The organism is Pseudomonas pichavaramensis, from assembly GCF_050473265.1.
Taxonomy (GTDB): Bacteria; Pseudomonadota; Gammaproteobacteria; order Pseudomonadales; family Pseudomonadaceae; genus Aquipseudomonas.
Genome location: NZ_JBJKFJ010000015.1, coordinates 44,007 through 69,537, shown reverse-complemented (window position 1 = coordinate 69,537; position 25,531 = coordinate 44,007). Strand labels below are relative to the sequence as shown.

General features: G+C 64.5%; 21 protein-coding genes. 12 read left to right on the top strand and 9 right to left on the bottom strand.

Going from position 1 to position 25,531, the window contains the following annotated elements:
- The first annotated feature begins 43 nt into the window (after window positions 1-43).
- Window positions 44-868: a sigma 54-interacting transcriptional regulator gene (locus ACJRW5_RS21305; protein WP_484572488.1), complete on the top strand. Its 825-nt coding sequence runs from the start codon at window positions 44-46 to the stop codon at window positions 866-868.
- A 28-nt stretch (window positions 869-896) separates the two neighbouring features.
- Here ACJRW5_RS21305 and modC read toward each other — a convergent pair whose 3' ends face one another.
- From modC to modA, 3 genes are read right to left on the bottom strand one after another with little or no spacing between them, the layout of a single operon-like run.
- A complete protein-coding gene (gene modC / locus ACJRW5_RS21300) occupies window positions 897-2,030 on the bottom strand; it encodes a molybdenum ABC transporter ATP-binding protein (RefSeq protein ID WP_484572487.1) in 1,134 nt (377 codons plus the stop codon).
- Entirely contained in the window at window positions 2,030-2,710 is a 681-nt protein-coding gene (modB, locus tag ACJRW5_RS21295) for a molybdate ABC transporter permease subunit (RefSeq protein WP_484572486.1), read from the bottom strand. The genes modC and modB overlap by 1 nt, the downstream gene beginning before the upstream one ends.
- A gap of 56 nt (window positions 2,711-2,766) precedes the next feature.
- A complete protein-coding gene (gene modA / locus ACJRW5_RS21290; RefSeq protein WP_484572485.1) occupies window positions 2,767-3,519 on the bottom strand; it encodes a molybdate ABC transporter substrate-binding protein in 753 nt (250 codons plus the stop codon).
- Window positions 3,520-3,790: 271 nt separating this feature from the next.
- Here modA and ACJRW5_RS21285 point away from each other — a divergent pair, with 271 nt between their 5' ends.
- The 5 genes from ACJRW5_RS21285 (at window position 3,791) to ACJRW5_RS21265 (ending at window position 7,991) form a co-directional block, all read left to right on the top strand.
- Window positions 3,791-5,140 carry a flavin-containing monooxygenase gene (locus tag ACJRW5_RS21285; protein ID WP_484572484.1) on the top strand — a complete coding sequence of 450 codons (1,350 nt, stop codon included), beginning with the start codon at window positions 3,791-3,793 and terminating at the stop codon, window positions 5,138-5,140.
- Window positions 5,140-5,562, top strand: a complete 423-nt coding sequence (locus ACJRW5_RS21280) for a RidA family protein (protein ID WP_484572483.1) — start codon at window positions 5,140-5,142, stop codon at window positions 5,560-5,562. The genes ACJRW5_RS21285 and ACJRW5_RS21280 overlap by 1 nt, the downstream gene beginning before the upstream one ends.
- A gap of 9 nt (window positions 5,563-5,571) precedes the next feature.
- Window positions 5,572-6,246: a DUF1028 domain-containing protein gene (locus ACJRW5_RS21275; RefSeq protein ID WP_484572482.1), complete on the top strand. Its 675-nt coding sequence runs from the start codon at window positions 5,572-5,574 to the stop codon at window positions 6,244-6,246.
- A gap of 73 nt (window positions 6,247-6,319) precedes the next feature.
- Window positions 6,320-7,477, top strand: a complete 1,158-nt coding sequence (gene argE / locus ACJRW5_RS21270; protein WP_484572481.1) for an acetylornithine deacetylase — start codon at window positions 6,320-6,322, stop codon at window positions 7,475-7,477.
- Between the two features lie 208 nt (window positions 7,478-7,685).
- Window positions 7,686-7,991: an NIPSNAP family protein gene (locus tag ACJRW5_RS21265; RefSeq protein ID WP_484572480.1), complete on the top strand. Its 306-nt coding sequence runs from the start codon at window positions 7,686-7,688 to the stop codon at window positions 7,989-7,991.
- A gap of 73 nt (window positions 7,992-8,064) precedes the next feature.
- On the opposite strand, the gene ACJRW5_RS21260 is transcribed toward ACJRW5_RS21265, so the two are convergent.
- Complete coding sequence (locus ACJRW5_RS21260) at window positions 8,065-8,982, bottom strand: LysR family transcriptional regulator (protein ID WP_484572479.1); 918 nt, start codon at window positions 8,980-8,982, stop codon at window positions 8,065-8,067.
- A gap of 640 nt (window positions 8,983-9,622) precedes the next feature.
- On the opposite strand from ACJRW5_RS21260, the gene ACJRW5_RS21255 reads away from it, so the two are divergent.
- The 6 genes from ACJRW5_RS21255 to ACJRW5_RS21230 all read left to right on the top strand — a co-directional run bounded on the left by ACJRW5_RS21255 (window position 9,623) and on the right by ACJRW5_RS21230 (window position 17,072).
- Complete coding sequence (locus ACJRW5_RS21255; protein WP_484572478.1) at window positions 9,623-11,116, top strand: aldehyde dehydrogenase; 1,494 nt, start codon at window positions 9,623-9,625, stop codon at window positions 11,114-11,116.
- A gap of 89 nt (window positions 11,117-11,205) precedes the next feature.
- Window positions 11,206-12,576, top strand: a complete 1,371-nt coding sequence (locus ACJRW5_RS21250; protein ID WP_484572477.1) for an aspartate aminotransferase family protein — start codon at window positions 11,206-11,208, stop codon at window positions 12,574-12,576.
- Window positions 12,577-12,749: 173 nt separating this feature from the next.
- Window positions 12,750-13,736 (top strand): ABC transporter substrate-binding protein, encoded by a 987-nt coding sequence (locus ACJRW5_RS21245; RefSeq protein WP_484572476.1) that lies wholly within the window; start codon window positions 12,750-12,752, stop codon window positions 13,734-13,736.
- 126 nt (window positions 13,737-13,862) lie between these two features.
- Window positions 13,863-14,666: an ABC transporter permease gene (locus ACJRW5_RS21240; protein WP_484572475.1), complete on the top strand. Its 804-nt coding sequence runs from the start codon at window positions 13,863-13,865 to the stop codon at window positions 14,664-14,666.
- Window positions 14,667-14,683: 17 nt separating this feature from the next.
- Window positions 14,684-15,487, top strand: a complete 804-nt coding sequence (locus ACJRW5_RS21235; RefSeq protein WP_484572558.1) for an ABC transporter ATP-binding protein — start codon at window positions 14,684-14,686, stop codon at window positions 15,485-15,487.
- A 1-nt stretch (window position 15,488) separates the two neighbouring features.
- Complete coding sequence (locus ACJRW5_RS21230; protein WP_484572474.1) at window positions 15,489-17,072, top strand: GMC family oxidoreductase; 1,584 nt, start codon at window positions 15,489-15,491, stop codon at window positions 17,070-17,072.
- 64 nt (window positions 17,073-17,136) lie between these two features.
- On the opposite strand, the gene ACJRW5_RS21225 is transcribed toward ACJRW5_RS21230, so the two are convergent.
- The 5 genes from ACJRW5_RS21225 to nirB all read right to left on the bottom strand — a co-directional run bounded on the left by ACJRW5_RS21225 (window position 17,137) and on the right by nirB (window position 25,440).
- A complete protein-coding gene (locus tag ACJRW5_RS21225; RefSeq protein WP_484572473.1) occupies window positions 17,137-19,608 on the bottom strand; it encodes a sensor domain-containing protein in 2,472 nt (823 codons plus the stop codon).
- 304 nt (window positions 19,609-19,912) lie between these two features.
- Window positions 19,913-21,652 (bottom strand): bifunctional protein-serine/threonine kinase/phosphatase, encoded by a 1,740-nt coding sequence (locus tag ACJRW5_RS21220; protein WP_484572472.1) that lies wholly within the window; start codon window positions 21,650-21,652, stop codon window positions 19,913-19,915.
- Between the two features lie 9 nt (window positions 21,653-21,661).
- Window positions 21,662-22,477 carry a formate/nitrite transporter family protein gene (locus tag ACJRW5_RS21215; RefSeq protein WP_484572471.1) on the bottom strand — a complete coding sequence of 272 codons (816 nt, stop codon included), beginning with the start codon at window positions 22,475-22,477 and terminating at the stop codon, window positions 21,662-21,664.
- A 42-nt stretch (window positions 22,478-22,519) separates the two neighbouring features.
- Window positions 22,520-22,882, bottom strand: coding sequence for a nitrite reductase small subunit NirD (gene nirD / locus ACJRW5_RS21210; protein WP_484572470.1), 363 nt, complete (start codon window positions 22,880-22,882; stop codon window positions 22,520-22,522).
- Window positions 22,882-25,440: a nitrite reductase large subunit NirB gene (gene nirB, locus ACJRW5_RS21205; RefSeq protein WP_484572469.1), complete on the bottom strand. Its 2,559-nt coding sequence runs from the start codon at window positions 25,438-25,440 to the stop codon at window positions 22,882-22,884. The genes nirD and nirB overlap by 1 nt, the downstream gene beginning before the upstream one ends.
- Window positions 25,441-25,531 lie beyond the last annotated feature (91 nt).

Genomic DNA, 25,531 nt, shown 5'->3' with positions numbered 1-25,531 from the left:
CTGGGTGAGCCGCCCCGTGCGGGCGTGCCACGGAGCCTTGCGCATGCCTTCTGCGTTGAATACACCGCCGCCACTGACGTTCGCCGATGTAGACAAGAGCCCGTTGAGCATTCGGGCCAAGGCGCTGGTGTTCGTCGATCCGCGCTCGCATCAGTTGCGTGAGCGAGCCGAGGCGCTGGCTCCCGGCAATCAGCCGCTGTTGATCACCGGCGAGACCGGGACAGGCAAGGAGTTGCTGGCCCGTTATATCCACCGGCACAGCGAGCGTGGTGGATTGTTCGTTGCCCTGAGTTGCGCCGTGATCAGCCCGCAGTGGGGCGAGGCCGAGCTGTTCGGGCATGTCGGCGGCGCCCATGTCGGTGCGGCCAGTAGCCGCGCCGGCTGGTTTGGCTCGGCCAATGGCGGGACGCTCTACCTGGACGAGATCGCCGATCTCTCGCGGGCGTTGCAAAGCAAGCTGCTGGCGGCGCTGGAGACCCGCGAGGTGTATCGGGTCGGCGCCAGCCAGGCGCTGCCTGTGGATGTGCGCCTGCTGGCAGCCAGCAGCATCGACCTGGGGCGCGCGGTGGCGGCCGGTACCTTCGACGAGCGTCTTTACGCCTACCTGTGCGACGGTCAGCTGCGCTTTCCGGCGCTACGTGACCGGGTCGGCGACATCTTGCCGTTGGCCGAGTACTTCCTTGGCATTCACGCCCTGCGTCTGAGCCTGGCCATTCCCGCGATCAGCCCGCAGGCGCAGGCGGTGCTGGAGGCGCATCGCTGGCCGGGCAACACCCGCGAGCTGGAGAATGTCATCCACTTCGCCCTGTTGCTGGCGGGGCGGGCGGAAATTCGGCCGGAGCATCTGGAGTTGCCCGGCATCTCGTAAGGTGTGCGCGGACCGGCGCAGGTACCGGTTATGGTGCCAACAGCGATACCGACTTGACCTGCGCCCAGAGCATTTGCTCGGCGGCGATGCCCAACTGGTCGAAGGAGTAGCGGGTAATCCGCGCCAGCAGTCGCTGCTCGCCGAGGCGCAAGGTCAGCAGAACCTGGGCATTCATCACGTGCCAGCTTTCCACGGTGACCGGCAGCAGATTGAGCAGGCTGCTGCCGCCCGCGCGGTGCAGGGCGAGGCTGACATCACGCGCCTTGATCTTCACCCGAACCGCATGCCCGTTCGGCAGCGCGGCATGGGGCAGGCGCAGAAAGGCCTCAGTGCCGGGCAGGCGCAACTGCAGCAGGCCGTAGCCCGCATCGTGGTCGTAAACCTGACCGTCGATCACCGCCTCGGCATCGTCTTCATTGGCAAACGGCAGGTCGGTACGCAGCAGCGTTTCCTTGAGCGGACCGCTGGCGCTGACCTGGCCGTCCTCGAGTAGGACCAGGTGATCGGCCAGGCGCGCCACCTCGTCCGGCGCGTGGCTGACGTAGATCACCGGAATATCCAGCTCCTCATGCAGACGTTCCAGATAGGGCAGCACCTCCTGCTTGCGCTTGAGGTCGAGCGAGGCCAGCGGCTCGTCCATCAGCAGCAGGCGCGGGCTGGTGACCAGGGCGCGGGCGATGCCGACGCGCTGCCGCTCGCCGCCGGACAATGCCGAGGGCAGGCGTTCGAGCAGATGGCCGATGCCGAGCAGCTGCAGCGCCTGGTCCAGGGCGACCTTGCGTTCTGCGGCGGCAATGCGCCGTTGGCCGTATTCCAGGTTTCTGCGCACGCTGAGATGGGGAAACAGGTTGGCATCCTGAAACACGTAGCCGATGGCGCGTTTGTGGGCCGGCAGAAAATAGCCCTTGGCGCTGTCCTGCCAGAGTTCGCCGGCCACTTGCAGATAACCTTCCGCGGGCCGGTCGAGCCCGGCGAAGCAGCGCAGGCAGCTGGTCTTGCCCGAGCCGGAATGGCCGAACAGCGCGCTGACGCCACGCCCGGGCAGGTCAAGGTCGACGTCCAGGCGAAAGCCGGCATGCTCGACCAGAAAACGTGCGCGGATGCGGCCGTCATCCTTTGCCGGTAGTGCGTCACGACCTTTGCCGAACAGGGAAGCGAGCATCACAGCGTCCTCGCCTTGTGACTGCGGCCGCTATACAGCGCCAGCAGCACGATGAACGAGAAGGCCACCATGCCGCCGGCCAGCCAGTGCGCCTGGGCGTAATTCATGGTTTCCACATGGTTGTAGATCTGTACCGAGACCACCTGGGTCTTGCCGGGGATGTTGCCGCCGATCATCAGTACCACGCCGAACTCGCCGACGGTGTGGGCGAACGCGAGAATCGAAGCGGTGATGAATCCGGGCCGGGCCAGCGGCAGGACCACAGTGAAGAATGCATCCCAGGGATTGGCGCGTAGCGTTGCTGCCGCCTCAAGAGGGCCGCGGCCGATGGCTTCGAAGGCGTTCTGCAGCGGTTGCACGACGAAGGGCAACGAGTAGAACACCGAGCCGATCACCAGGCCGGTAAAGGTGAAGGTGAAGGTACCCAGGCCAAGGCTCTGGGTCAGCTGGCCGAAGAAGCCGTTGGGCCCCATGCTCACCAGCAGGTAGAAGCCGATCACCGTCGGTGGTAACACCAGCGGCAGAGCCACCAGCGCACCGACCGGACGTTTCAGCCAGGAGTTGGTACGCGTCAGCCACCAGGCGATCGGTGTGCCGATCAGCAACAGCAGGAGCGTGGTCAGTGTGGCCAGTTCGAGCGTCAGCGCGATGGCGGCGAAGTCGTTCGACGAGAGGGGCATGCAAAACGATCCGGTTCGAAGGTGGCGCCGCGATCATAACGCGGCGCCATTGGCTCTTACTGGTTGTAGCCGAAGGACTCGATGATCTTGGCGGCTTCCGGCCCCTTGAGGAAATCAACCAGGGCGCTGGCAGCCGGGTTGTTGGCGCCCTTGGTGAGAATCACCGCATCCTGGTTGATCGGCTCATGCAGTTCACCGGGCACGATCCATGCCGAACCGCTGGTGATCTTGCCGTCCTTGTACACCTGCGACAGGGCGACGAAGCCCAGCTCGGCATTACCGGTGGACACGAACTGATGAGCTTGGGTGATGTTCTGGCCTTCCACCAGCTTGCTCTTGACCGCTTCGCTCAGGCCCAGCTTGTCCAGCACCTGGGTGGCAGCCAGGCCGTAGGGCGCGGCTTTCGGGTTGGCAATCGACAGATGCTTGAACTGGCCGGCCTTGAGCGCCGCGTCGCTGCCGTCCAGATAGCTGGCGTCAGCCGACCACAGCACCAGGCCACCCACCGCGTAGGTGAAGCGCGAGTCCTTGACCGTCAGGCCTTCGCTCTCCAGTTTGGCCGGTGTGGTGTCGTCGGCGGCCAGGAACACTTCGAACGGTGCGCCGTTGCGAATCTGTGCATAGAACTGGCCGGTGGAGCCGAATGCGGCGACCAGCTTGTGCCCGGTGGCTTTCTCGAACTCCGGCGCGATGGCCTGCATCGGCGCAGTAAAGTTGGCGGCTACTGCCACCTGCACTTCATCGGCAAGGGCGCTACCGGCGAAGGCCAGACCAAGAACGAGCAGGCTGTGCTTGAGGGACTTGAGCATGAAGATTCCTTGTGGTGTTCGGGGTGTAGAAACGAGTCAGGCGGCAGGCCAAGTGCCGTCATCCTACATCGTTATGTTTTTTTGTATATAGCGTTGTCGTGCACGGTGATCGTGCACAAGGTAAGAAGCTGCACCTAATGGGGATACAGGCAGTTTTTACCTTGCCAGCGACTACAAAAAACATAATTTCGCGAATGCCCCGCTCTGAACAGAATGCCCACAACGAGGCGCCACGGCGCAACAGTCACGAGCAGAATCAGAGCAGGCAACCATGACCGAGCTGAAGCAGACCCCTTTCCCCACTCCCGCCGGACGGGCTCCCGTACCTCTTGAGATCGACACCCTGGTCGTCGGCGCCGGTCAGGCCGGTGTGGCCATGAGCGAGCATCTGGGCAAGCTCGGCGTACCGCACCTGGTGCTGGAGAAGAGCCGCATCGCCGAAGCCTGGCGCAGCGTGCGCTGGGACTCGCTGGTGACCAACGGCCCGGTCTGGCATGACCGCTTCCCCGGCATGGAATTTCCCGATCTGGATCCGGATGCCTTCGCCCACAAGGATCAGGTTGCCGATTACTTCGAGGCCTACGCCAAGATGATCGATGCGCCGATTCGCACCGGTGTCGAAGTGAAGAAGGTCGAGCGTAATGCGGATCGTCCGGGCTTTACCGTGGAGACTTCGGAAGGTGTGATCCGCGCCAATCGCGTGGTCGCCGCGACCGGCCCGTTCCAGCGTCCGGTGATCCCGGCCATCGCCCCGCAGGATGAGACGCTGCTGCAGATACACTCGGCGCATTACCGTAACCCGCAGCAATTGCCCGAGGGTGCGGTGCTGGTGGTCGGTGCCGGTTCCTCTGGTGTGCAGATCGCGGATGAACTGAACCGCGCCGGGCGCCAGGTCTACCTCTCCGTTGGTGCCCATGACCGTCCGCCGCGCGCCTACCGTGGCCGCGACTTCGTCTGGTGGCTGGGTGTACTCGGCCTGTGGGATCTGGAAAGCGTGCAACCGGGCAAGGAGCACGTGACCATTGCTGTCAGCGGCGCCCATGGCGGGCGCACCATCGATTTCCGCGAGCTGGCCGGGCAGGGCATCACCCTGGTCGGGCTGACGGAGTCCTTCGCTGACGGCAAGGCGCTGTTCCGCGCCGACCTGGCCGCCAACCTGGCGGCGGGCGATGAGAACTACCTGTCGCTGCTCGATGCCGCCGACGCCTATATCGCCCGCAATGGCCTCGACCTGCCGGAAGAACCGGAGGCGCGTAAACGCTTCGCCGAGCCGGCCTGCGTCAGCGACCCGTTGCTGCAACTGAACCTGGCTGAAGCCGGCGTCACCAGCATCATCTGGGCTACCGGTTATGCCGTGGACTTCAGCTGGCTGCCGGCCGATGCACTTGACGCCAGCGGCAAGCCGCAGCACCAGCGCGGGGTGTCCAGCGAGCCGGGCGTCTATTTCGTCGGCCTGCCGTGGCTGTCGCGTCGTGGCTCCACCTTCATCTGGGGCGTGTGGCACGACGCCAAGCACGTCGCCGATCACATCGCCACCCAGCGCAAGTACAGCGCCTACCGCGATGCCAGCCAGCGCGCCGCCGAGGCGCCCGTCACCGCCAGCCTTACCGGAGTTCGCTGATGCCCACGCATACCCGCATTCGCATGTTCAACACCAAGGACACCTACCCCAACCAGTCCCTGGACAATGACCTGTGCCAGGCCGTGCGCGCCGGCAATACCGTGTACGTGCGCGGTCAGGTCGGCACCGACTTCGACGGCAAGCTGATTGGCCTGGGTGATCCGGCGGCGCAGGCCGAGCAGGCGATGAAGAACGTCAAGCAACTGCTCGAAGAGGCCGGCAGCGACCTCTCGCATATCGTCAAGACCACCACCTACATCATCGACCCGCGCTACCGCGAGCCGGTCTACCGCGAGGTCGGCAAGTGGCTCAAGGGCGTATTCCCGATCTCCACCGGCCTGGTGGTTTCGGCCCTCGGTCAGCCGCAGTGGTTGATGGAGATCGACGTGATCGCCGTCATCCCCGATGACTGGCAACAGTAAGGAGCGCCCATGACTTTCTCCATCGTCGGGCGTTGCCCGGAGACCGGCCATCTCGGTATCGCCATCAGTTCCTCGAGCATCGCCGTCGGCGCGCGTTGCCCTTGGCTACGCGCCGGTGTCGGTGCGGTGTCGACGCAGAACATCACCCTGCCTGCGCTCGGCCCGCAGATTCTCGACTTGCTGGAGAGCGGCCTGGAACCGCAGGCGGCGTTGGACAAGGCGCTGGGCAGCAATGGCTATGGTCAGTACCGCCAGGTGACGGTGATCGACAGTCACGGCGCCAGCGCGCATTTTTCCGGTAGTGAAGCGTTGGGTTTGCACCATGCGCGAGCCGGTGAGCAATGCGTGGCGGCCGGTAACCTGCTGGCCAGTACCGCGGTGATCGATGCCATGGTCGAGGCCTTCGAGCAGGCCGACGGCGGCTTGCCGGATCGCCTGCTGGCGGCCATGCAGGCGGCGATGGCCGCCGGTGGCGAGGCCGGGCCGGTGCATTCGGCGGCGATGTCGGTGGTCGGTGATCTGGTCTGGCCGGTGATCGACCTGCGCGTCGACTGGGCCGAGGAAGATCCTATCGGCGAGCTGGACAAGCTCTGGCGCGCCTACGAGCCGCAACTGCACGACTACATCACCCGCGCCCTCGACCCGACCACGGCACCCAGCTACGGCGTGCCGGGTGATGAATGAAACGGTGCGCATGGCGCACCTGCAATGTCTCTCGTAGGGTGCGCCGTGCGCACCGATGACCTGGATTGAAGCCATGCCCAGCAGCCGCGACCTGCTCGCCGACCTGATCGCCTTCGACACCACCAGCCGCGAATCCAATCTGGCGCTGATCGACTATGTGCGCGATTACCTGGCCGGCTTCGGCATTGCCAGTGAGCTGCTGTTCAACGCCGAACGCAGCAAGGCCAACCTCTATGCACGCATCGGCCCGAGCGGCGCTGGTGGTGTAATGCTCTCCGGTCACAGCGACGTGGTGCCGGTCGACGGCCAGGCCTGGACGGTGCCACCGTTCAGCCTGAGCGAGCGCGACGGCCGTTTGTATGGTCGTGGCACGGCGGACATGAAAGGCTTTATCGCCTGCGTGCTGTCGGCCGTACCGCAGTTCTTGCAACAGCCGTTGCGCCTGCCGCTGCATATCGCCATCTCCTATGACGAGGAGGTCGGTTGCCTCGGCGTGCGCAGCCTGGTCGAGCGCCTGCGCGCCATCCCCGAGCGCCCGGCCATCTGCCTGATTGGCGAGCCGACCGAGATGCGTCCGGTGCTCGGCCACAAGGGCAAGCTGGCGATGCGCTGCGAGGTGCACGGTGCCGCCTGCCATTCGGCTTATGCGCCGCAGGGGGTGAACGCCATCGAATACGCGGCGAAGCTGATCGGCCAGCTCGGTGAGATCGGCACGCGCCTGGCCGCGCCCGAGCGCCACGATGCACGCTTCGATCCGCCGTACTCCACCGTGCAGACCGGCGTGATCCAGGGAGGTCGCGCCTTGAATATCGTGCCCGCCGAATGCCGTTTCGACTTCGAGATGCGCGCCCTGCCAGCCGATGATCCGCAGCAGGTCGCCCGTGAATTGCGCGACTATGCCGAGCGCGAATTGCTGCCGCGCATGCGCGCGGTCAGCGCCGCCAGCGACATCCGCCTCAGCGAGCTGTCGAGTTATCCCGGCCTGTTCACCGACCCGGCCAGCGAGGCGGCGCGCCTGTTGGCGCTGATCGCCGGGCGCGAGGACTTCACCACCGTGGCCTTCGGCACCGAGGGCGGCCTGTTCGACGAGGCCGGCGTGGCCACTGTGGTCTGCGGCCCCGGCAGCATGGAGCAGGGTCACAAGCCGGATGAGTTCGTCAGCCTGGAGCAGCTCGAACGCTGCGATGCCATGCTGGCACGCCTGGCGCAGTGGATGCAGGTGTCAGGCTGACGCGGGCTTGTCCGCGATATCCGACTCCGGGTTATCGGTCTCTGCGGCGGCATGAGCAATGAGGCGAGATCTGGCTCAGCGGGGCGAGCGGCATGCCTGCCTGGATTAGCTGAGCCGTTTTCCGTCGCAGCGTGCGTCGAGGGTGGTGCGACGATGCCTCGTTGTGCTTCCATCGCGGGCCCTGTCGAAACCTGAAACAAGGACTGCCATGGTCACCTGCTACCTGCGTTACATCGTCGATGCCTACAAGCTCAAGGAGTTCGAGCACTACGCCAAACTGTGGATTCCTCTGGTGGAGAAGTTCGGTGGCACGCACCACGGTTACTTCCTGCCATCGGAAGGCGCCAACAACGTGGCTCTGGCGTTGTTCAGCTTCCCCAGCCTGGCGGAATACGAGCGCTATCGCCAGGATTCGCTCGCGGACGCCGACTGCCAGGCCGCCTTCCGCTATGCCGAAGACACGCGCTGCATCCTCAGCTACGAGCGCAGCTTCTTCCGTCCGGTATTCGAGTAAACCGGCGGCCCCGGAGTGCATCCGGGCTACATGTGCAGCGCTATCCGTAGCCGGATGCAACCCGGGAGCTCGCTCAGGCGGACGGCGCGGCCTCGCCCAGCTCTTCCTTGCAGTAGTCGACGAACAGCTGTGCCGGCTTGGTCAGTTGCGCGCGTTTCAGCCAGGCGGCCACCAGGCCGGAGCCGGTGACGGCCTCGGTGATATCCACGCACACTACCTGCTTGCCGTCATAGGTGGTGTTGCAGTGCGGGCGGGTGACCAGCACGGAGAAGCCGAAGCCCTGGCCGACCATGCCGCGCACCATCTCGATCGACGGTGAGCTGAACACGATATTGGGCGACAGGCCCAGTTCTTCGAAGATGCTCACGAAGTAGTTTCGGCTCGGCAGTACGTCGAGCAGGATCATCGGGTCGAGCGCCAGGTCGCGTAGCGATACCTTGGCCTGGGCGGCGAAGCGATGCCCTTCGGGCAGCAGTGCATAGGGGCGCTGCGGCGGCATCAAGGGTTCGGTCTCGATGGTGCCGTCGAGATCATGTTCGTAGAAGATGGCCAGGTCGAAGCGGCCTGCGGTCAGGCCCTGTACCAGCTCATGCTGCTCGCCGTCATGCAGACGGATTTCCACGCCGGGGTAGCGCTCGCGAAAGCCGGCGATCAGGCGTGGCAGGTAGAGCGGGGCAACGGTCTCGAAGCAGCCGATGTCGATCTGTCCGGCCACCACGTCGTTGTCGGCCAGGGCGTTCTGCTCGAACTCGCGCGCCATGCGCAGCAGTTCCTGCGCCTTGCGGTAGAAGCGCGCACCACCGGGCGTCAGGGATACCCCTTGGGCATGGTGGCGGATGAACAGTTGCACGCCGAAGCTTTCCTCCAGCCCCTTGATCGCGGTAGAGATGGATGGTTGTGCGATGTACAGCTTGCGTGACGCTTCGGCGACGCTGCCGCATTCGACGGTGGTGACGAAATACTTGAGTTGACGCAGGGTGTAGGCAGCCACGCAGACCTCTGATGATCTTCTTTGCGACGTTCACCTTAACCGCAGATGGTCGGTTCGCGGGTGAGCATCTTGTTTGCCAGTGACCATATTTTTCCTGGCCAGCAGCCTGTGTGCGGATTACCTGCAAAAGCCGTACACGCGGCGTGATTGACAGCAATGCGGGTCAGCAGAATGCATGCCCTGCAAGCAGATGACGCAGTCGCTGGGGGCGTGCAGGCGTAACGACTAGATAACCTGAAGGCTAATGCTGATTGGATAAAGCTCCCCAAGCCGCTTTCTGTAGGGGGGCGAAGCGCTTCGAGTTTGCGTGGTATTGGTTCGCGGCGAGGCGCCGCTCCTACCCGTTCGGCGCAATCAGGCTTAACTGGCTGGCATTGGCCTGCAGGCCGCCCCTCTGTCGATTGTTGCGCGCTGCAATGGTGCGCCAATTCGCTGTTGTGGCGCGTGCGGCATGCAGGCCTGACGGGGCGTTGCGAGGTGTTTTTTGCGGGTTGCACTAGTAGTTGGCGGCATGCACCGGCGTGGTGCTGGTGTGACCATCTTTTTCGTATGTCCCGGCGATATTTTTAATATTTTTCCTATCTTCGGCCATGCGCCACCATCACCTCGAATTCGCCAAAAACGGCAGAAGGGGACAGTGGTGTACGAACTCAGCGACTGGCAAAAACGAGCCCGAGAGCAAGCTTTCATCGCCCAGGCGATCATCGGCGGGCGCCGAGTAGCGGCGCAATCCGGCGCGATGTTCGCAGCTATCAATCCGGCCACTGGCGAGCAGCTGGCGCAGGTCGCCGCCTGTGCCGAGGCGGATGTCGATCAGGCCGTGCGCAGCGCGCGTCGGGCCTTCGAGTCCGGTGTCTGGTCGCAACGCGCCCCGGCCGAGCGCAAGCAGGTGCTGCTGCGTCTGGCCGAACTGATCCTGGCCAATCGTGACGAGCTGGCGCTGCTCGACTCGCTGAACATGGGCAAGCCGGTTATGGATGCCTGGAACATCGACGTGCCCGGTGCTGCAGGCGTGTTCCGCTGGTACGCCGAAAGCCTCGACAAGCTCTACGACGAAGTCGCGCCCAGCGCGCCCAATGTGCTCGCCACCATTACCCGTGAGGCGCTCGGCGTGGTGGCCGCCGTGGTGCCGTGGAATTTCCCGCTGGACATGGCCGCCTGGAAACTTGCTCCAGCGCTGGCGGCAGGCAACTCGATGGTGCTCAAGCCCGCGGAACAATCGCCGTTTTCCGCTCTGCGTCTGGCCGAGCTGGCGCTGGAAGCCGGCCTGCCGGAGGGCGTGCTGAACGTGGTGCCCGGTCTCGGCGAAAGTGCGGGCAAGGCCCTCGGCCTGCATATGGACGTCGATTGCCTGGCCTTTACCGGGTCGACCGAGGTGGGCAAGTACTTCATGGGCTACTCGGCTCAGTCGAATCTCAAGCAGATCTGGCTGGAGTGTGGCGGCAAGAGCGCCAACCTGGTGTTCGCTGACTGCCAGGACCTCGACCTGGCAGCGGAAAAGGCGGCCTTCGGCATCTTCTTCAATCAGGGTGAGGTGTGCTCGGCCAACTCGCGTCTGCTGGTGCAGCGCTCGATCCATGATGAGTTCGTCGAGCGGCTGCAGGCCAAGGCGCGCAACTGGATGCCGGGCGACCCGCTGGATCCGGCCAGCCGCGCCGGGGCCATCGTCGAGGCGCGGCAGACCGCGCGGATCATGGCGTTCATCAAGGGGGCTCAGGCCGATGGTGCGCGCCTGGTCTCTGGCGGCCGGCAACTGACGTTCAATGGCTCGGACAACTTCATCGAGCCGACCATCTTCACCGGCGTTGCAGCGGGCAGTCGTCTGGCCTGCGATGAGGTCTTCGGTCCGGTCCTGGCGGTGCAGCCGTTCGACGCCGAGGACGAAGCTGTGGCCATGGCCAACGACAGCATCTATGGCCTGGCCGCCTCGCTGTGGAGCGACGACCTCAATCGCGCTCACCGCGTTGCCCGCCGTCTCAAGGCCGGCACCGTATCGGTCAACACCGTGGATGCGCTGGATGTCACCACGCCCTTCGGTGGCGGCAAGCAGTCCGGCTTCGGCCGCGACTTGTCGCTGCATTCGTTCGACAAGTACACACAGCTGAAAACCACCTGGTTCCAGTTCCGTCCGTAGGGTGCGCTGCGCGCACCGGATGGCCCCAAACAGACCGAGAACGGTGCGCACGGCGCACCCTACCGCCCAGCTTCAGCGGAGCCCCTGCAATGACTGCCAAGCATACGACTCAGGAATATCAGGCACTGGACGCTGCCCACCACATTCATGCCTTTCTCGATCAGAAGGCGCTGAATGAAGAAGGGGCGCTGGTCATCGCCAAGGGCCAGGGTCTGAACCTCTGGGATACCGACGGCAAGCGCTATCTCGATGGCATGTCCGGTCTGTGGTGCACCGCATTGGGCTACGGCCGTGCCGACCTGAATGCCGCGGCATCGCGTCAGCTCGAAGAGCTGCCGTACTACAACCTGTTCTTCCACACCACGCATCCGCGTGTGGTGGAGCTGTCCGAGTTGCTGTTCAGCCTGCTGCCGAAACACTACAGCCACGCCATCTATACCAACTCGGGCTCCGAGGCCAACGAGGTGCTGATCCGCACCGTGCGCCGTTACTGGCAGGTGGTCGGCAAGCCGCAGAAGAAGATCATGATCGGCCGTTGGAACGGTTACCACGGCTCTACCCTGGGCAGTACCGCACTCGGCGGCATGGGCTTCATGCATGAGATGGGCGGCATGCTGCCGGACTTCGCTCATATCGGCGAGCCGTACTACTTCGCTGAGGGCGGTGAGCTGAGCGAAGAGGCCTTCGGCCTCAAGGCTGCCCGTGAGCTGGAGGCGAAGATTCTCGAGCTGGGCGCCGAGAATGTCGCGGCCTTCGTTGCCGAGCCGTTCCAGGGGGCTGGCGGCATGATCTTCCCGCCGGCCAGCTACTGGGCTGAGGTGCAGCGCATCTGTCGCCAGTATGACGTGCTGTTGTGCGCCGACGAGGTGATCGGCGGCTTTGGCCGTACCGGCGAGTGGTTCGCCCATCAGCATTTCGGCTTCGAGCCGGACACCCTGACCATCGCCAAGGGCTTGACCAGCGGTTACATCCCCATGGGCGGCCTGGTGTTGGGCAAGCGCATTGCCGACGCTCTGGTGCAGGAGGGCGGTCTGTTCGCCCATGGTCTGACCTATGCCGGCCATCCGGTGGCGGCTGCCGTGGCCATCGCCAACCTCACCGCGCTGCGCGACGAGAAAATCGTCGAGACAGTCAAGGCCGACAGCGGCCCCTACCTGCAGAAACTGCTGCGCGACACCTTCAAGGATCACCCGCTGATTGGCGACATCCAGGGCACTGGGCTGGTCGCTGCGTTGCAGTTCGCCGAAGACAAGGCCACGCGCAAGCGTTTCGCCAACGAGAACGACATCGCCTGGCACTGCCGCACGGTCGGCTTCGACGAAGGCCTGATCATCCGCTCCACCCTCGGCCGCATGATCATGGCGCCTGCGTTGGTGGCCACCCACTCCGAGCTGGACGAACTGGTGGAGAAAACCCGGCGTGCGGTGGACCGCACCGGGCGTGAGCTGAATCTGCTGTAACAGCCACTCCCACGACAGCAAACGCGACAGGCATCACCCGATACCGCCCCGCAGAGGGCGGAGAAGAACCAGGCGCCGGCCCGATGAGGTTGGCCCGAGCAGGACACTTGGCCGCTGGCCGCCTTCTGCCCCACGCAAACCTATAACGAGCCAACAGGCTGTGGGAGTGCTTCATGAAATCATCCTTGCGCCACCGTATCGTCCGTTCCTTCGCGTGCACCGCACTGGCTGCGGGCATGGCCGCCACCGCTCAAGCCGGTACCCTGTCCATCGGTCACACCACCTGGGTGGGGTACGGCACCCTGTACCTGGCCCGCGACCTTGGTTACTTCAAGGACGCCGGTCTCGACCTGCAGCTGACCACCATCGAGGAAGCCTCGATGTACATGGCTGCGCAGGCCTCGGGCAAGCTGTCCGGTTCGGCCTCGACCATCGACGAGATCCTCAAGTACCGCTCCAAGGACTTCTGCTTCAAGGCGGTGGCCGCCCTGGACGAGTCCCACGGCGGTGATGGCCTGGTGGTGAGCGACGACATTGCCAGCATGCAGGACCTCAAGGGCAAGGCCGTTGCGGTCAACGAGGGCTCGGTTTCGCAGTTCTGGCTGAGCTATCTGCTGAAGAAGGCTGGCATGAGCATGGCCGATGTCGAAGTGCAGAACATGACCGCCGATGATGCCGCCTCGGCCTTCATCGCCGGCCACGTGCCGGCGGCAGTGACCTGGGAGCCGAACCTGACCATGGTCAAGCAGAAGGGCAGCGGTAAGGTGCTGGCCGACAGCGGCGAAACCCCCGGGGTGATCGTCGACGTGGTGGCGCTGGACTGCGACGTCATCGAGAAGCAGCCGGAAGACGTCAAGGCGCTGGTTGCCGGTCTGTACAAGGCGGTCGAGTTCACCAAGAGCAACCCGGAAAAGGCCTACGAGATCATGGCCAAGGGTGTGGGTGGCTATCTGTCCGATCCCAAGGACCTGGCCGAGGCAGCCAAGGGCGTGAAGTTCTACGACCAGGCCATGAGCGAGAAGCTGCTGGGCACCGCCGGGCAGACCGGCGACATCGCCGAGATCATCGCGCTGGCCAACGAAACCTGGAGCGCCCTGCAAGGCAAGACCTACTCGGTGAAATACGAGGACATGGTCGATACCACGTTCGTTACGCCCTAAGCCTTCGACACAGCCTTGTAGGAGCGGCTTTAGCCGCGAAGTTCGCGGATGAATCCGCTCCTACAACGGACGTGGTAACCCATACGGCTTGGCGTTCTTCTCAGCTTTCGCAACACGAGGTGGTTCATGGCCACGCAAAAATCCTGGGTGCAGCGCTGCCTGACCCCAAAAGTCGATCTGCCGGGCCGTCTGGTGCTCGGCGTCAGCGGCCTGTGCTGGCTGCTGGTGCTTGGCCTGTGGGCTCTGCTTTCCTATGGCGGCGTGGTGCCGTCGATGTTTCTACCTACACCGGGTGACGTGATCGCCGCCGGTATTCGTCTGGCCGGTGACGGGACCCTGAGCAAGCACGTGCTGGCCAGCCTGGAAGTGGTGCTGATCGGTTTCGTCATTTCCTCGGTGGTATCGGTGCCGTTGGGGCTGCTGATGGGCAGCTTCCGTATCGTGCAGGCGTTCCTCGAACCGCTGGTCAACTTCATCCGTTATCTGCCGGTCACCAGCTTCGTGCCGTTGTTCATCCTGTGGATCGGCATCGGTCTGGAGCAGCGCGTGTCGGTGATCATCTTCGGCGTGTTCTTCCAGCAACTGGTGATGATCGCCGACGTCTCCAAGGGCGTTTCCAAGGATCTGCTCAACGCCAGCTATACCCTCGGCGCCAGTCGTCGTGACGTGGTGCTGCACGTACTCGGCCCAGCCTCGTTGCCGGGCATCCTCGACACGCTGCGCGTGACCATGGGCTGGGCCTGGACCTACCTGGTGGTGGCCGAGCTGGTCGCCGCGAGCAGCGGCCTGGGCTACATCAGCCTCAAGGCCATGCGTGGCTTCCAGGTGGACGTGATCTTCCTCGCCATCGCCATCATCGGCCTGCTCGGGCTGATGACCGACCAATTGTTCCGCTTGCTCCGACTGAGGATTGCCGCATGGGCGCAGTAGCCAAGAAACCCTACATCATGCCTCCGCTCAGCCAGTACGCCGAGGTCGAGGCGCGGCTCAAGGTGGACAACGTCAGCCTGCGTTATCAGTCGCCCAAGGGCGACACCTTCACCGCTCTGGACCGGGTCTCCTTCGAGGTGCCGGACCAGCAGTTCGCGGTGATCGTCGGCCCGTCCGGCTGTGGCAAGTCGAGCCTGCTCTACCTCACCGCCGGCCTCAACGAACCGAGCGAAGGCGATATCTATGTCGGCGGGCAGAAGGTCGAAGGCCCCGGCGCCGATCGTGGCATGGTGTTCCAGGGCTATACCCTGTTCCCCTGGCTGACGGTCCGCCAGAACATCGAGTTCGGCCTCAAACGCCGCGGCCTGCCGGCCACCGAGATCCGTACCATCGTCGAGTTCTACCTGCAGGAAGTCGGTCTGGCCAAGTTCGCCGAACATTATCCCAAGCAGCTTTCCGGCGGCATGATGCAGCGCGTGGCCATTGCCCGCGCCCTGGCCAACGACCCGCAGATCCTGCTGATGGACGAACCCTTCGGCGCGCTCGACAGCCAGACCCGTCTGCAGATGCAGCAGTTGCTGCTGCAGGTATGGGGCAACAGCAAGAAGACCGTGGTGTTCGTCACTCACGACATCGACGAAGCCATTCTGCTGGCCGACCGCATCTACGTGATGGGCGCCCGTCCCGGACGGATCAAGGAGATTCTCGAGGTGCCCATCGAGCGTCCGCGCAATCTCGATGTGGTGATGGAGCCGGAGTTCATCCGCATGAAACGCCACATCCTCGGCTTGCTGCATGACGACATGGAAGAGGTGCATTGAGATGAGCGATCGCTTCGACTATCTGATCGTCGGCGCCGGTTCGGCCGGTTGCGTGCTGGCCAACCGCCTGAGTGCCAACCCGGCCGTGCGCGTGTGCCTGATCGAGGCTGGCGGCAGCGATGCCAGCCCGCGTGTGCAGGTGCCGGCCGGCACCATCACCCTGTACAAGAGCAAGGTCTTCAGCTGGAACTATTTCTCGGCGCCGCAGAAGAACCTCGCCGGGCGCCGACTGCACACGCCGCGCGGCAAGGCGCTGGGTGGTTCCAGTTCGATGAACAGCATGATCTACATCCGTGGCGATGCCAGTGATTACGATCGCTGGGAAGCGGCCGGCTGCCCGGGCTGGGGCTGGAACGATGTGCTGCCTTACTTCAAGAAGTCCGAGGGCAACCTGCTCGGCCAGAACCCGCACTATCACGGCACTCAGGGTGAGCTGCTGGTGGACCGCCCGCGTGATCCCAATCCGCTGTCCGAGCGTTACATCAGCGCCGCCAGTCACATCGGGCTGCGCCGTAACGACGACTTCAACGGCGGTACCCTGGAAGGGGTCGGCATCTACAACGTCACCCAGAAGGATGCCAAGCGCCTGTCCAGCTACCGCGCCTTCGTCGCACCGGTTCGTCAGCGCAGCAACCTTACCGTGCTGACCGGCTGCGAGGTGGAGCGCCTGCTGCTCGATGGCGAGCGCGTGGTCGGCCTGGAACTGCGCGAGAAGGGCCAGTGGCGCACCTTGCATTGCGCGCGTGAGACCATCCTCTGCGCCGGTGCCCTGGGTTCGCCGCATATCCTGTTGAAATCCGGTATCGGCCCCAAGGCCGAACTGGAGGCCGCGGGTGTGGCCAGTCGGGTCGATTTGCCCGGCGTCGGCAAGAATCTGCAGGACCATATTGACGGTACGCTCACCGTGCGCTCAAAGAGCCCGCTGTCGCTGGGCTTCTCGCTCGGCTCGCTGCCCAAGGTGCTGGCTTCGCCGTTCCAGTACCTGGCGCGCAGAATGGGCTGGCTGACCACCAACTACGTCGAAGCAGGCGGCTTCGCCCGCACGCCGCTGGCGGGCGAGCTGCCGGATGTGCAGATGCACTTCGTGCCGGGGTATCGCAGCCATCGCGGCCGCCTGTTCGAGTGGGGGCATGGTTATGCCATCCACACTTGTGTGCTGCGCCCGAAAAGCATCGGCGAGGTACGTCTGGGCGAAGGCCGCAGCCTGAGCATCGACTTCAACTTCCTCAGCGACGAGGCCGACGCCCGGGCGTTGGTGGAGGGCGTCAAGCTGGCCCGCAGCATCCTGGCTCAGCCGGAGTTCGACGATATCCGTGGCGAGGAAATGTTGCCCGGGAAACAGGTGCAGAGCGACGAGCAGTTGCTGGCACACCTGCGCGAGAACGCCGCCACGGTGTTCCACCCGGTCGGCACCTGCAAGATGGGCACCGACGATGCCGCGGTGGTGACGCCTGATCTGAAGGTCCGTGGGCTGAGCAACCTGCGGGTGGCGGATGCCTCGATCATGCCGACGCTGATCAGCGGCAACACCAATGCGCCTTGCATGATGATCGGCGAGCGCGCGGCGCAGATGATCCTGGGCTGACGGTAGCGGTCAGACGCGAGCAAGGCACACGAAGCCGCAACCCGACCGGGTTGCGGTTTTTTCGTCAGGATTCCTGCTTGCGCTCGTTGGCCGGTTTGGGATGACCGAACAGGAAACCCTGGAAGTGCGAGCAGCCCTGGGCCTTGAGTTGTTCGAGCTGTTCTTCGGTCTCCACGCCCTCGGCGGTGGTCTTGATCTGCAGGCTGCTGCTCATGCCGGTGATGGCGCGCACGATGGACATCGCCTCCGGGCTGTCGACCATGTCGTTGATGAACGACTTGTCGATCTTGATCCGGTCGAAGGCGAACGAGCGCAGGTAGCTCAGCGACGAGTAGCCGGTGCCGAAGTCGTCGAGGGCGATCGTCACGCCCAGAGCCTTGAGGCGCTTGAGCGTCTCGATGTTGCCGTCGCTGTTGTCGAGCAGCACGGACTCGGTGATCTCCAGCTCCAGACGCTGCGGCGTCAGGCCGGAATCCTGCAGTGCCAGCGCCACGATATGCACCAGCTCCGGGTTTCTGAACTGCGCGGGTGACAGGTTGACGGCCACCGTCTGCTCGGTGCCCCAGCTGGCCGCTTCCTGACACGCCAGGTTGAGCGCACGCGCGCCGACCTCGTGAATCAGCCCGGTTTCCTCGGCCAATGGAATGAAGTCCATGGGCATCACCAGGCCGTTGAGCGGATGGTGCCAGCGCATCAGCGCTTCGTAGCCGGAAATGTGTTCGCTCTGGTGGTCGATGATCGGTTGGTAATGCAGCTGCAGCTGGCCAAGGTGCAGGGCCGTGCGCAGGTCCGTTTCCATGGTGCGTCGGCGGCGCGCGGCGGCATCCAGTTCTGGATGGAAGTATTCAAAGCGATTGCGGCCGTTGCGTTTGGCTTCGTACAGCGCCATGTCGGCGTAGCGCAGCAGCTGGTCGGCGCTTTCGTGGTCGTTTGGCGCAATGGCCACGCCGACACTCAGGCCAACGGTGAAACTGTGGTCGTCGATGAGGAATGCCGGTGCCACCACATCGATCAGGCGCTGAGCGGTGCGATGGGCATCCTTGGGGTGGTCCAGGTGGCGCAGGACGATGGCGAATTCGTCGCCACCCAGACGGGCCAACGTGTCGTGATCACGCAGCGTGTTCTGCAGTCGTACCGCCAGCGAACGCAGCAGGCGGTCTCCGAAGGCGTGGCCGAGGGCATCGTTGATGTTCTTGAAGTTGTCCAGGTCCAGACACAGCACGCCGACCAGTGATTGGCCGACGCTGCTCTCGGCGAGCGCTTCCTGCAGGCGTTCGGCGAACAGGGTGCGGTTGGCCAGGCCGGTCAGCGCATCGTGATGCGCCATATGGTGGATCTGGGCATGTGCGGCCAGCTCGTCGGTGACATCTTCGGCGATCATCAGCACATAGCCGGTCTGGCCTGCTTCGCCCTCGCTGAACACCACGCGGGTACGCAGCGTGCGCGCGCCCAAGGGGGTTTGCAGGCACTCTTCCGTCGGCTGGCCGTTGTCGCTGCGCGCGCCCAGCTCGGTCTGCGCTTCGATATAACGGGCGATGACCGGCGCCAGGCAGGCACGTGGATGCTGGCCGATCATCGCCTGGGCACTGCAACCGAACAGGCGCTCGGCCTGCGGGTTGGCCAGCAGGATTTCCCCGCTGAGAGGGTTCCTGACGATCAGGCTGGCTGGAATGTTGCCGATCACCGAGTCGAGAAAGCGCGACAGCTTGCTCATTTCCTCGCTGTAGCTTTCAGCCAGCTCCTTGGCTTTGAGCAGCTCCTGTTCATGCTGGCGGCGCTCGGTGATGTCACGGGTGATCTTGGCGAAGCCGATCAGTTGGCCATCGTCGTCACGTACCGCATCGATGATCACATGGGCCCAGAACGACGAGCCATCCTTGCGCCGGCGGATGCCTTCGGCCTCGAAGCGGCCCTCGCGGTGGGCGGTTGCCAGACCCTGTGCCGGCAGCCCTGCGGCGCGGTCCTCGGGGGTATAGAACAGCGAGAAATGCTGGCCGACGATTTCCGCAGCGTTGTAGCCCTTGGCGCGCTGCGCGCCGGCATTCCAGTTCTGCACGTGGCCCTGGGGGTCGAGCATGTAGATGGCGTAGTCCTTGACGCCCTGTACCAGCAGGCGGAAGCGCCGCTCCTGCTCGCGCTGCGCATTCTGCAGACGCTGCTGCTCGGTGCAATCGCGGGTGATCTTGGCAAAGCCGAGGAGTTCGCCATCGTGGTCGTGCACGGCATCGATGATCACGTGTGCCCAGAAGGATGAGCCGTCCTTGCGCATGCGCCAGCCGGTGGCCTCGAAGCGACCGGTTTCACGTGCCTGTTCCAGCCCCCGTTGCGGTACGCCGGCCTTGCGCTCTTCCTCGCTGTAGAACACCGAAAAGTGCTGGCCGACGATTTCGGCAGCGCTGTAGCCCTTGGCGCGCTGTGCACCCGCGTTCCAGTTGGTCACCACACCTTCGGGGCTGAGCAGGTAGATGGCGTAGTCCACCACGCTCTGCACCAGCAGGCGATACATCATGTCGGAGTTGAGGTCTATCGGCGGCATTGCTGCGGTACCTGCTTGAAGAAAAACGACGCAGGTTCGGCCTGCGCAACTGCCGTGTTGGCTGGAACAGCCCGCGCTTCGTCCGGGAAGCGCACTGCAGGTCGTTCAGGATCGGGCTGGCGGAAATTTTGCCCGTAAGGACGGGCTTTTGCCAGCGGGGCTAACAGGCCGTTGAAAAACGTAGGCGAGGCAGCCAGTGCAAGGCAAAAACAGGCGAAAAAGCGCAGTTTACGAGTTGTAAATGAGCATTTTTGGCCTGTTTTTAACGCAGCAATGGCAACGCAGGTAGTTTTTCAACAGCCTGTTAACGGAGCAGAACCAGCAGCAGGGCGAGCGCCAGTGTCAGGCTGCACAGCTGCCAGAACATCAGCGGATTACGTTCCAGCAGGGGGCGATGTTTGCGCTGCAGTAGCGCCTGGCCCGGATGGCGCAAGGCGTGGGCGAATTCGTCCGGGTCCTGATAGCGCTTGTTCGGGTCTGGATGACAGCCCTTGCGTAGCACATCGTCCAGCCATGGCGGCAGGTCCTGCCGGCCGAGTGGCTGGTAGCGCAGGCGCATCTGCGCCGTACGGCTTCGCGCCCTGGCCATGGCCGTGCCGTAGGGCAGGCGGCCACTGAGCAACTGGTAGGTAATCACCGCCAGGGAGAACACGTCCGAGCCTACCGTTGCCGGCAGCCCCAGCCAGTATTCCGGCGCGCTGTACTGGGCGGTGCCGAGCACCGGTTCGTGGTTAGCGCTTTCCTGCAGCCCGGCCACGCGCGTCGCGCCGAAATCGATGATCTTCACGGTGCCGTCGGCGTCGATCATCAGATTGGCCGGGCGCAGGTCCTGATGCAGCATCTCCAGGCGGTGCAAGGCGCGCAGGCCGCGCGCGATCTGCTCGACCATGTCACGCACCACCTGCAGCGACGGTTGCGGGTGGTCGAGCAGCCACTGCGCCAGCGTCTGCCCGTCGATGAATTCGCTGACGCTGTACAGGTAGTGGCGCCTGCGCGTCGCGGCATGCGCCTTGAGTACGTGCGGGTTGTCGATGCGTCGGGCGATCCACTCCTCCAGCAGCAGGCGTTGCAGGTACTGCGTGTCGTGCTGCAAATCCTGCGAGGGCGTCTTGATTACCAGCATGGCGTCGCTGGCCGAGTCGCGCGCCAGGTACAGGTGGCTGCGTGCGCTGGCGTGCAGCCGCCGCAGGATGCGGTAGCCATCGAATTCACACGGCGCCTCCAGCGCGGGCGGGCAGGGCAGTTCGTCCAGGCGCTGCTGCAGCTCGCTGACCTCGCCATCGGGCAGTTGCTCGATGCGCAGCAGTTGCACGGTCAGGTTGTCGTCGCTGCCGCCGGCCAGCGCGCGTTCGACGATCAGTTGTGCGGCGTGCTGCAGGTCATTGGCGCTGGCGTCGATGCAGGTGCGCAAGCTGCGATCGTCGACGAAGGCATGCACGCCGTCGGTGGCCAGCAGGAACAGGTCACCGGCCTCCAGGGTCAGGGCCTGATAGTCGACCTCCAGATGGGCCTGCATGCCCAGTGCGCGGCTGAGGTAGCTTCTGTCGGCATCGAGTTGCAGGCGATGCTCTTGGGTCAGCGGCTCCAGCACGGCGTCGCGCAGACGATAGATGCGCGCGTCACCGATGTGGAACAGGTGCGCCGTGGTCGATTTCAGCACCAGCGCGCTGAAGGTGCAGACGTAGCCGCGATCCAGGTCGTAGCGATGCGGGCTGCGCCGGCTCTGCGCATGCAGCCATGCATTGGTGGCGGCCAGCACGCGCAGCGCCGAGGTCTTCACCGACCAGGCGTCGCTGGTGCTGTAGTAGTCATTGAGAAAGGCCGCCACTGCCGTCTCGCTGGCGATGTGGCTGACCTCGCTGCTGCTGATGCCGTCGGCCAGGGCAACGGCGATGCCCTTGCTGTCGAGCTGCGCCGCGTGCGGTACGCACAGGCCATGGAAGTCCTGGTTGCGAGGCTTTTTCCCCTTGTCCGAATACTGGCCGACGCTGACGCGCAATCGCCCTGGCTGGCGGCTGCGCGGCGAGGCGTCGGCCAGATTCATCGGCACGCCTCAGTTGTAGCTGGTGCGCTTGGGCGCGGTTCTGACGTGGGTGGTGTAGAGGGTCAGGCCGGTGAAGGCCAGGCCGCCGACCAGGTTGCCCAGCGCGGTGGGGATCTCGTTCCAGATCATGTAATCCATCACCGAGAAATCGCCGCCGAGGATGATGCCCGAGGGGAACAGGAACATGTTCACCACCGAGTGCTCGAAGCCCATGAAGAAGAACAGCATGATCGGCATCCACATGGCGATGGTCTTGCCGCTCACGGTGGTGGAGATCATCGCCCCGACCACGCCCATCGATACCATCCAGTTGCACAGCATGCCGCGCAGGAAGATGGTCGCCCAGCCGGCGGCGCCGTATTCGGCGTAGCCCAGGGTGCGCGCCTCGCCGATGTGCGAGATCTTCTCGCCGATGGCACCCGGGTCGGTGGAGAAACCATAGGTGAAGACGAACGCCATCATGAAGGCCACGGTCAGCGCGCCGGCGAAGTTGCCAACGAACACCAGACCCCAGTTGCGTAGCACGCCGCTCACGGTGACGCCGGGGCGACGGTCGAGCAGGGCCAGCGGGGTGAGCATGAACACGCCGGTGAGCAGGTCGAAGCCCATCAGGTAGAGCATCACGAAACCGACCGGGAAGAGCATGGCGCCCACCAGCGCTGAGCCGGTCTGCACGCTAACGGTGATGGCGAACACTGCCGCCAGGGCAAGGATGGCGCCCGCCATGAAGGCGCGGATCAGGGTGTCACGGGTCGACATGAAAATCTTCGACTCGCCGGCATCCACCATCTTGGTGACGAATTCTGTCGGGACCAGGTAGGACATGTTTGCGCTCTCTCGTTAAGTGTTGGGGAAGGCGATACGGACTCAGCCCAGGCTGATTTGCACCTGCTCGCCGTGCAGGCGCACCGGCCAGACCGGCAGCTGTTGCTCTGGGTATTCCAGGCAGGCGCCGTCGCGCAGGCGAAAGTGCTGCTTGTACAGCGGCGAGGCGATCACCAGCTCGCCGGCCAGGTGGCCGAGCAGGCCGCGGCCGATGACGTTGGCGCCGGATTTCGGGTCGCGGTTGCCGATGGCGAATACCTGCGGCTCGCTGTCCGGCAGGTAGAACAGCGCCACCTGCTGGCCGCCAGCCAGGGCGACGATGCCGGAGCCGGCCACCAGGTCGGCGGTGCGGCACAGGGGTTGCCAGTCGGCGTGCAGGTCGCGTGCGGTGTTGGACGGGCTCATCAGACGGCCTCCTCGGTGACGGGAATCAGCTGCAGTTCATCGGCGCGCGCCGGACGGCGCTGGCCACGTTCGCGGACGAAACGGATATCCGGGTCGCCGCCTTTTTCGTTGACGAAGGTGCGAAAGCGCTTGAGCTTCTCCTCGTCCTTCAGGGCGCCGGCCCATTCGCATTCGTAGCGCTCGACCACCAGCTGCATCTGCGCCTCCAGTTCGGCGGCCAGGCCGAGGCTGTCGTGCAGGATCACTTCCTTGAGGTAGTCCAGGCCGCCTTCCAGTGACTCGCGCCAGACCGAGGTGCGCTGCAGCTTGTCGGCGGTGCGGATGTAGAACATCAGCACGCGGTCGATGATGCGCACCAGGCTGTCGTCATCCAGGTCGGTGGCGAACAGTTCGGCATGCCGTGGGCGCATGCCGCCGTTGCCGCAGATGTACAGGTTCCAGCCGTTCTCGGTGGCGATCACGCCAATGTCCTTGCTCTGCGCCTCGGCGCATTCGCGGGTGCAACCGCTGACCGCGAACTTGATCTTGTGCGGCGAACGCAGGCCCTTGTAGCGATTCTCCAGGTGCAGGGCCATGGCCACGCTGTCCTGCACGCCGTAGCGGCACCAGGTGCTGCCGACGCAGCTCTTCACCGTGCGCAGCGACTTGCCGTAGGCGTGACCGGTCTCGAAACCGGCTGCGATCAGTTCGCCCCAGATATCCGGCAGCTCGTGCAGCTGGGCGCCGAACAGGTCGATGCGCTGGCCGCCGGTGATCTTGGTGTAAAGGTCGTATTTCTTCGCCACCGCGCCGATGGCGATCAGCCCTTCGGGGGTGATCTCGCCGCCGGGAATGCGCGGCACCACCGAGTAGGTGCCGTTCTTCTGCATGTTGGCCATGAAGGTGTCGTTAGTGTCTTGCAGCGCAATCAGCGCCGGCTCGGTGATCGGCCGGTTCCAGCAGGAGGCGAGGATCGAGCCCACCGCCGGCTTGCAGATGTCGCAACCCAAGTGGCCCTTGCCATGCCTGGCCAGCAGGTCCTCGAACGTCTCGATGCCCTCGACGCGGACGAAGTGATAGAGCTCCTGGCGGGTGTGGGCGAAGTGCTCGCACAGACTCTTGTCGACCGCCACGCCGCGTGCGCTCAGTTCGTGCTCGACCACCTGCTTGAGCAGGGCCGCGCAGCCGCCGCAACCAGTGGCGGCCTTGGTGCTGGCCTTGACCCCGGCGACATCGCAGCAACCGGCATCGATGGCCGCGCACACCGAGCCCTTGCTGACGTTGTGGCAGGAGCAGATGGTGGCGCTGTCCGGCAGGGCATCGGCGCCGAGAGCCGGGGCACCGCCACCGGCGGGCATGATCAGGCTGGCTGGGTCATCCGGCAGCTTGATGCCGTTCTGCGCGTACTGCAGCAGGGTGTCGTAGTAACTGTTGTCGCCGACCAGTACGGCGCCGAGCACCTGCTTGCCGTCGGCAGAGACCACCAGGCGGCGGTAGCTGGACGTGGCCTCGTCGATATAGCGGTAGCTGCGTGCGCCGGCCGTTGCGCCGTGGGCATCGCCGATGGAACCGACATCGACGCCGAGCAGCTTGAGTTTGGTCGACATGTCGGCGCCGAGAAACGCTTGCGCCTCGCCACCACAAAGTTGCGCGGCTACGTTGCGCGCCATCTGGTAGCCGGGTGCGACCAGGCCGAAGATGCCGCCATTCCAGGCTGCGCATTCGCCGATGGCATAGATCGCCGGGTCGTTGCTCTGGCATTGGTCGTTGATCGCCACGCCGCCGCGTGGGCCAAGCTCCAGGGCGCAGGCACAGGCCAGAGCGTCCTGTGGGCGAATGCCGGCGGAGAAGACGATCAGGTCGGTTTCCAGGCAGTCATCGTCGGCAAAGTTCATCCGGTAGCGGTAGTCGCTGCCAGCGCTGATCGACTGCGTGGCCTTGTTCAGGTGCACGCCGACGCCGAGGTCTTCGATACGCTGCTTGAGCGCGGCGCCGCCGAAGTCATCGAGTTGTACCGGCATCAGGCGTGGGGCGAATTCCACCACGTGCGCTTCCAGTCCCAGCGACTTCAGCGCGTTGGCCGCCTCCAGGCCAAGCAGACCGCCGCCGACCACCACGCCGCGGCGTTTGCCCTGGGCGGCAGCGCGGATGGCGTCGAGATCGTCGAGGGTGCGGTAGACCAGGCGCGCATCGCCCTCGGCACCTGCGATGGGCGGCACGAAGGGGTAGGAGCCGGTGGCCAGCACCAGCTTGTCGTAGGCGAAGCGGCCCTTGGCGGTGATCACCTCGCCCGCGGCGCGGTCGATCTCCAGCACAGGCGCAGCCAGATGCAGGTACAGGCCGGCTTGCGCGTACAGGTCGGCGCTGCTCATCGCCAGGGACTCGGCGTCGCGCCCGGCGAAGTATTCGGACAGGTGTACGCGGTCGTAGGCGCGCTGCGCTTCCTCGCCGAATACGTCGATCTGGTAATGGTCCAGCGCACCGGCGACAAGCAGTTGCTCGACGCAGTGATGGCCGACCATGCCGTTGCCGATGATGACCAGGCGTTGCTTGTTGCTGGGGCGTGCTGTGCTGTTCATGGTGGTTCCCGGCGAAAGCTCATCAGGTTTTCTTGCGGCAAAAAAAAGCGCCTGAAACCTTGCGGTTCCAGGCGCCTTTGCCTGTTCTGTC

Bases quoted from the DNA above. Each gene is read 5' to 3' on its own strand.
- modC (WP_484572487.1), bottom strand. From the start codon at position 2,030: ATGCTCGCTTCCCTGTTCGGCAAAGGTCGTGACGCACTACCGGCAAAG.
- ACJRW5_RS21220 (WP_484572472.1), bottom strand. From the start codon at position 21,652: ATGAATCTGGCCGACGCCTCGCCGCGCAGCCGCCAGCCAGGGCGATTG.
- ACJRW5_RS21240 (WP_484572475.1), top strand. From the start codon at position 13,863: ATGGCCACGCAAAAATCCTGGGTGCAGCGCTGCCTGACCCCAAAAGTC.
- nirB (WP_484572469.1), bottom strand. From the start codon at position 25,440: ATGAACAGCACAGCACGCCCCAGCAACAAGCAACGCCTGGTCATCATC.
- argE (WP_484572481.1), top strand. From the start codon at position 6,320: ATGCCCAGCAGCCGCGACCTGCTCGCCGACCTGATCGCCTTCGACACC.
- modA (WP_484572485.1), bottom strand. From the start codon at position 3,519: ATGCTCAAGTCCCTCAAGCACAGCCTGCTCGTTCTTGGTCTGGCCTTC.
- ACJRW5_RS21250 (WP_484572477.1), top strand. From the start codon at position 11,206: ATGACTGCCAAGCATACGACTCAGGAATATCAGGCACTGGACGCTGCC.
- ACJRW5_RS21215 (WP_484572471.1), bottom strand. From the start codon at position 22,477: ATGTCCTACCTGGTCCCGACAGAATTCGTCACCAAGATGGTGGATGCC.
- ACJRW5_RS21280 (WP_484572483.1), top strand. From the start codon at position 5,140: ATGCCCACGCATACCCGCATTCGCATGTTCAACACCAAGGACACCTAC.
- ACJRW5_RS21225 (WP_484572473.1), bottom strand. From the start codon at position 19,608: ATGCCGCCGATAGACCTCAACTCCGACATGATGTATCGCCTGCTGGTG.
- ACJRW5_RS21305 (WP_484572488.1), top strand. From the start codon at position 44: ATGCCTTCTGCGTTGAATACACCGCCGCCACTGACGTTCGCCGATGTA.
- modB (WP_484572486.1), bottom strand. From the start codon at position 2,710: ATGCCCCTCTCGTCGAACGACTTCGCCGCCATCGCGCTGACGCTCGAA.
- nirD (WP_484572470.1), bottom strand. From the start codon at position 22,882: ATGAGCCCGTCCAACACCGCACGCGACCTGCACGCCGACTGGCAACCC.
- ACJRW5_RS21245 (WP_484572476.1), top strand. From the start codon at position 12,750: ATGAAATCATCCTTGCGCCACCGTATCGTCCGTTCCTTCGCGTGCACC.
- ACJRW5_RS21230 (WP_484572474.1), top strand. From the start codon at position 15,489: ATGAGCGATCGCTTCGACTATCTGATCGTCGGCGCCGGTTCGGCCGGT.
- ACJRW5_RS21285 (WP_484572484.1), top strand. From the start codon at position 3,791: ATGACCGAGCTGAAGCAGACCCCTTTCCCCACTCCCGCCGGACGGGCT.
- ACJRW5_RS21235 (WP_484572558.1), top strand. From the start codon at position 14,684: ATGCCTCCGCTCAGCCAGTACGCCGAGGTCGAGGCGCGGCTCAAGGTG.
- ACJRW5_RS21265 (WP_484572480.1), top strand. From the start codon at position 7,686: ATGGTCACCTGCTACCTGCGTTACATCGTCGATGCCTACAAGCTCAAG.
- ACJRW5_RS21275 (WP_484572482.1), top strand. From the start codon at position 5,572: ATGACTTTCTCCATCGTCGGGCGTTGCCCGGAGACCGGCCATCTCGGT.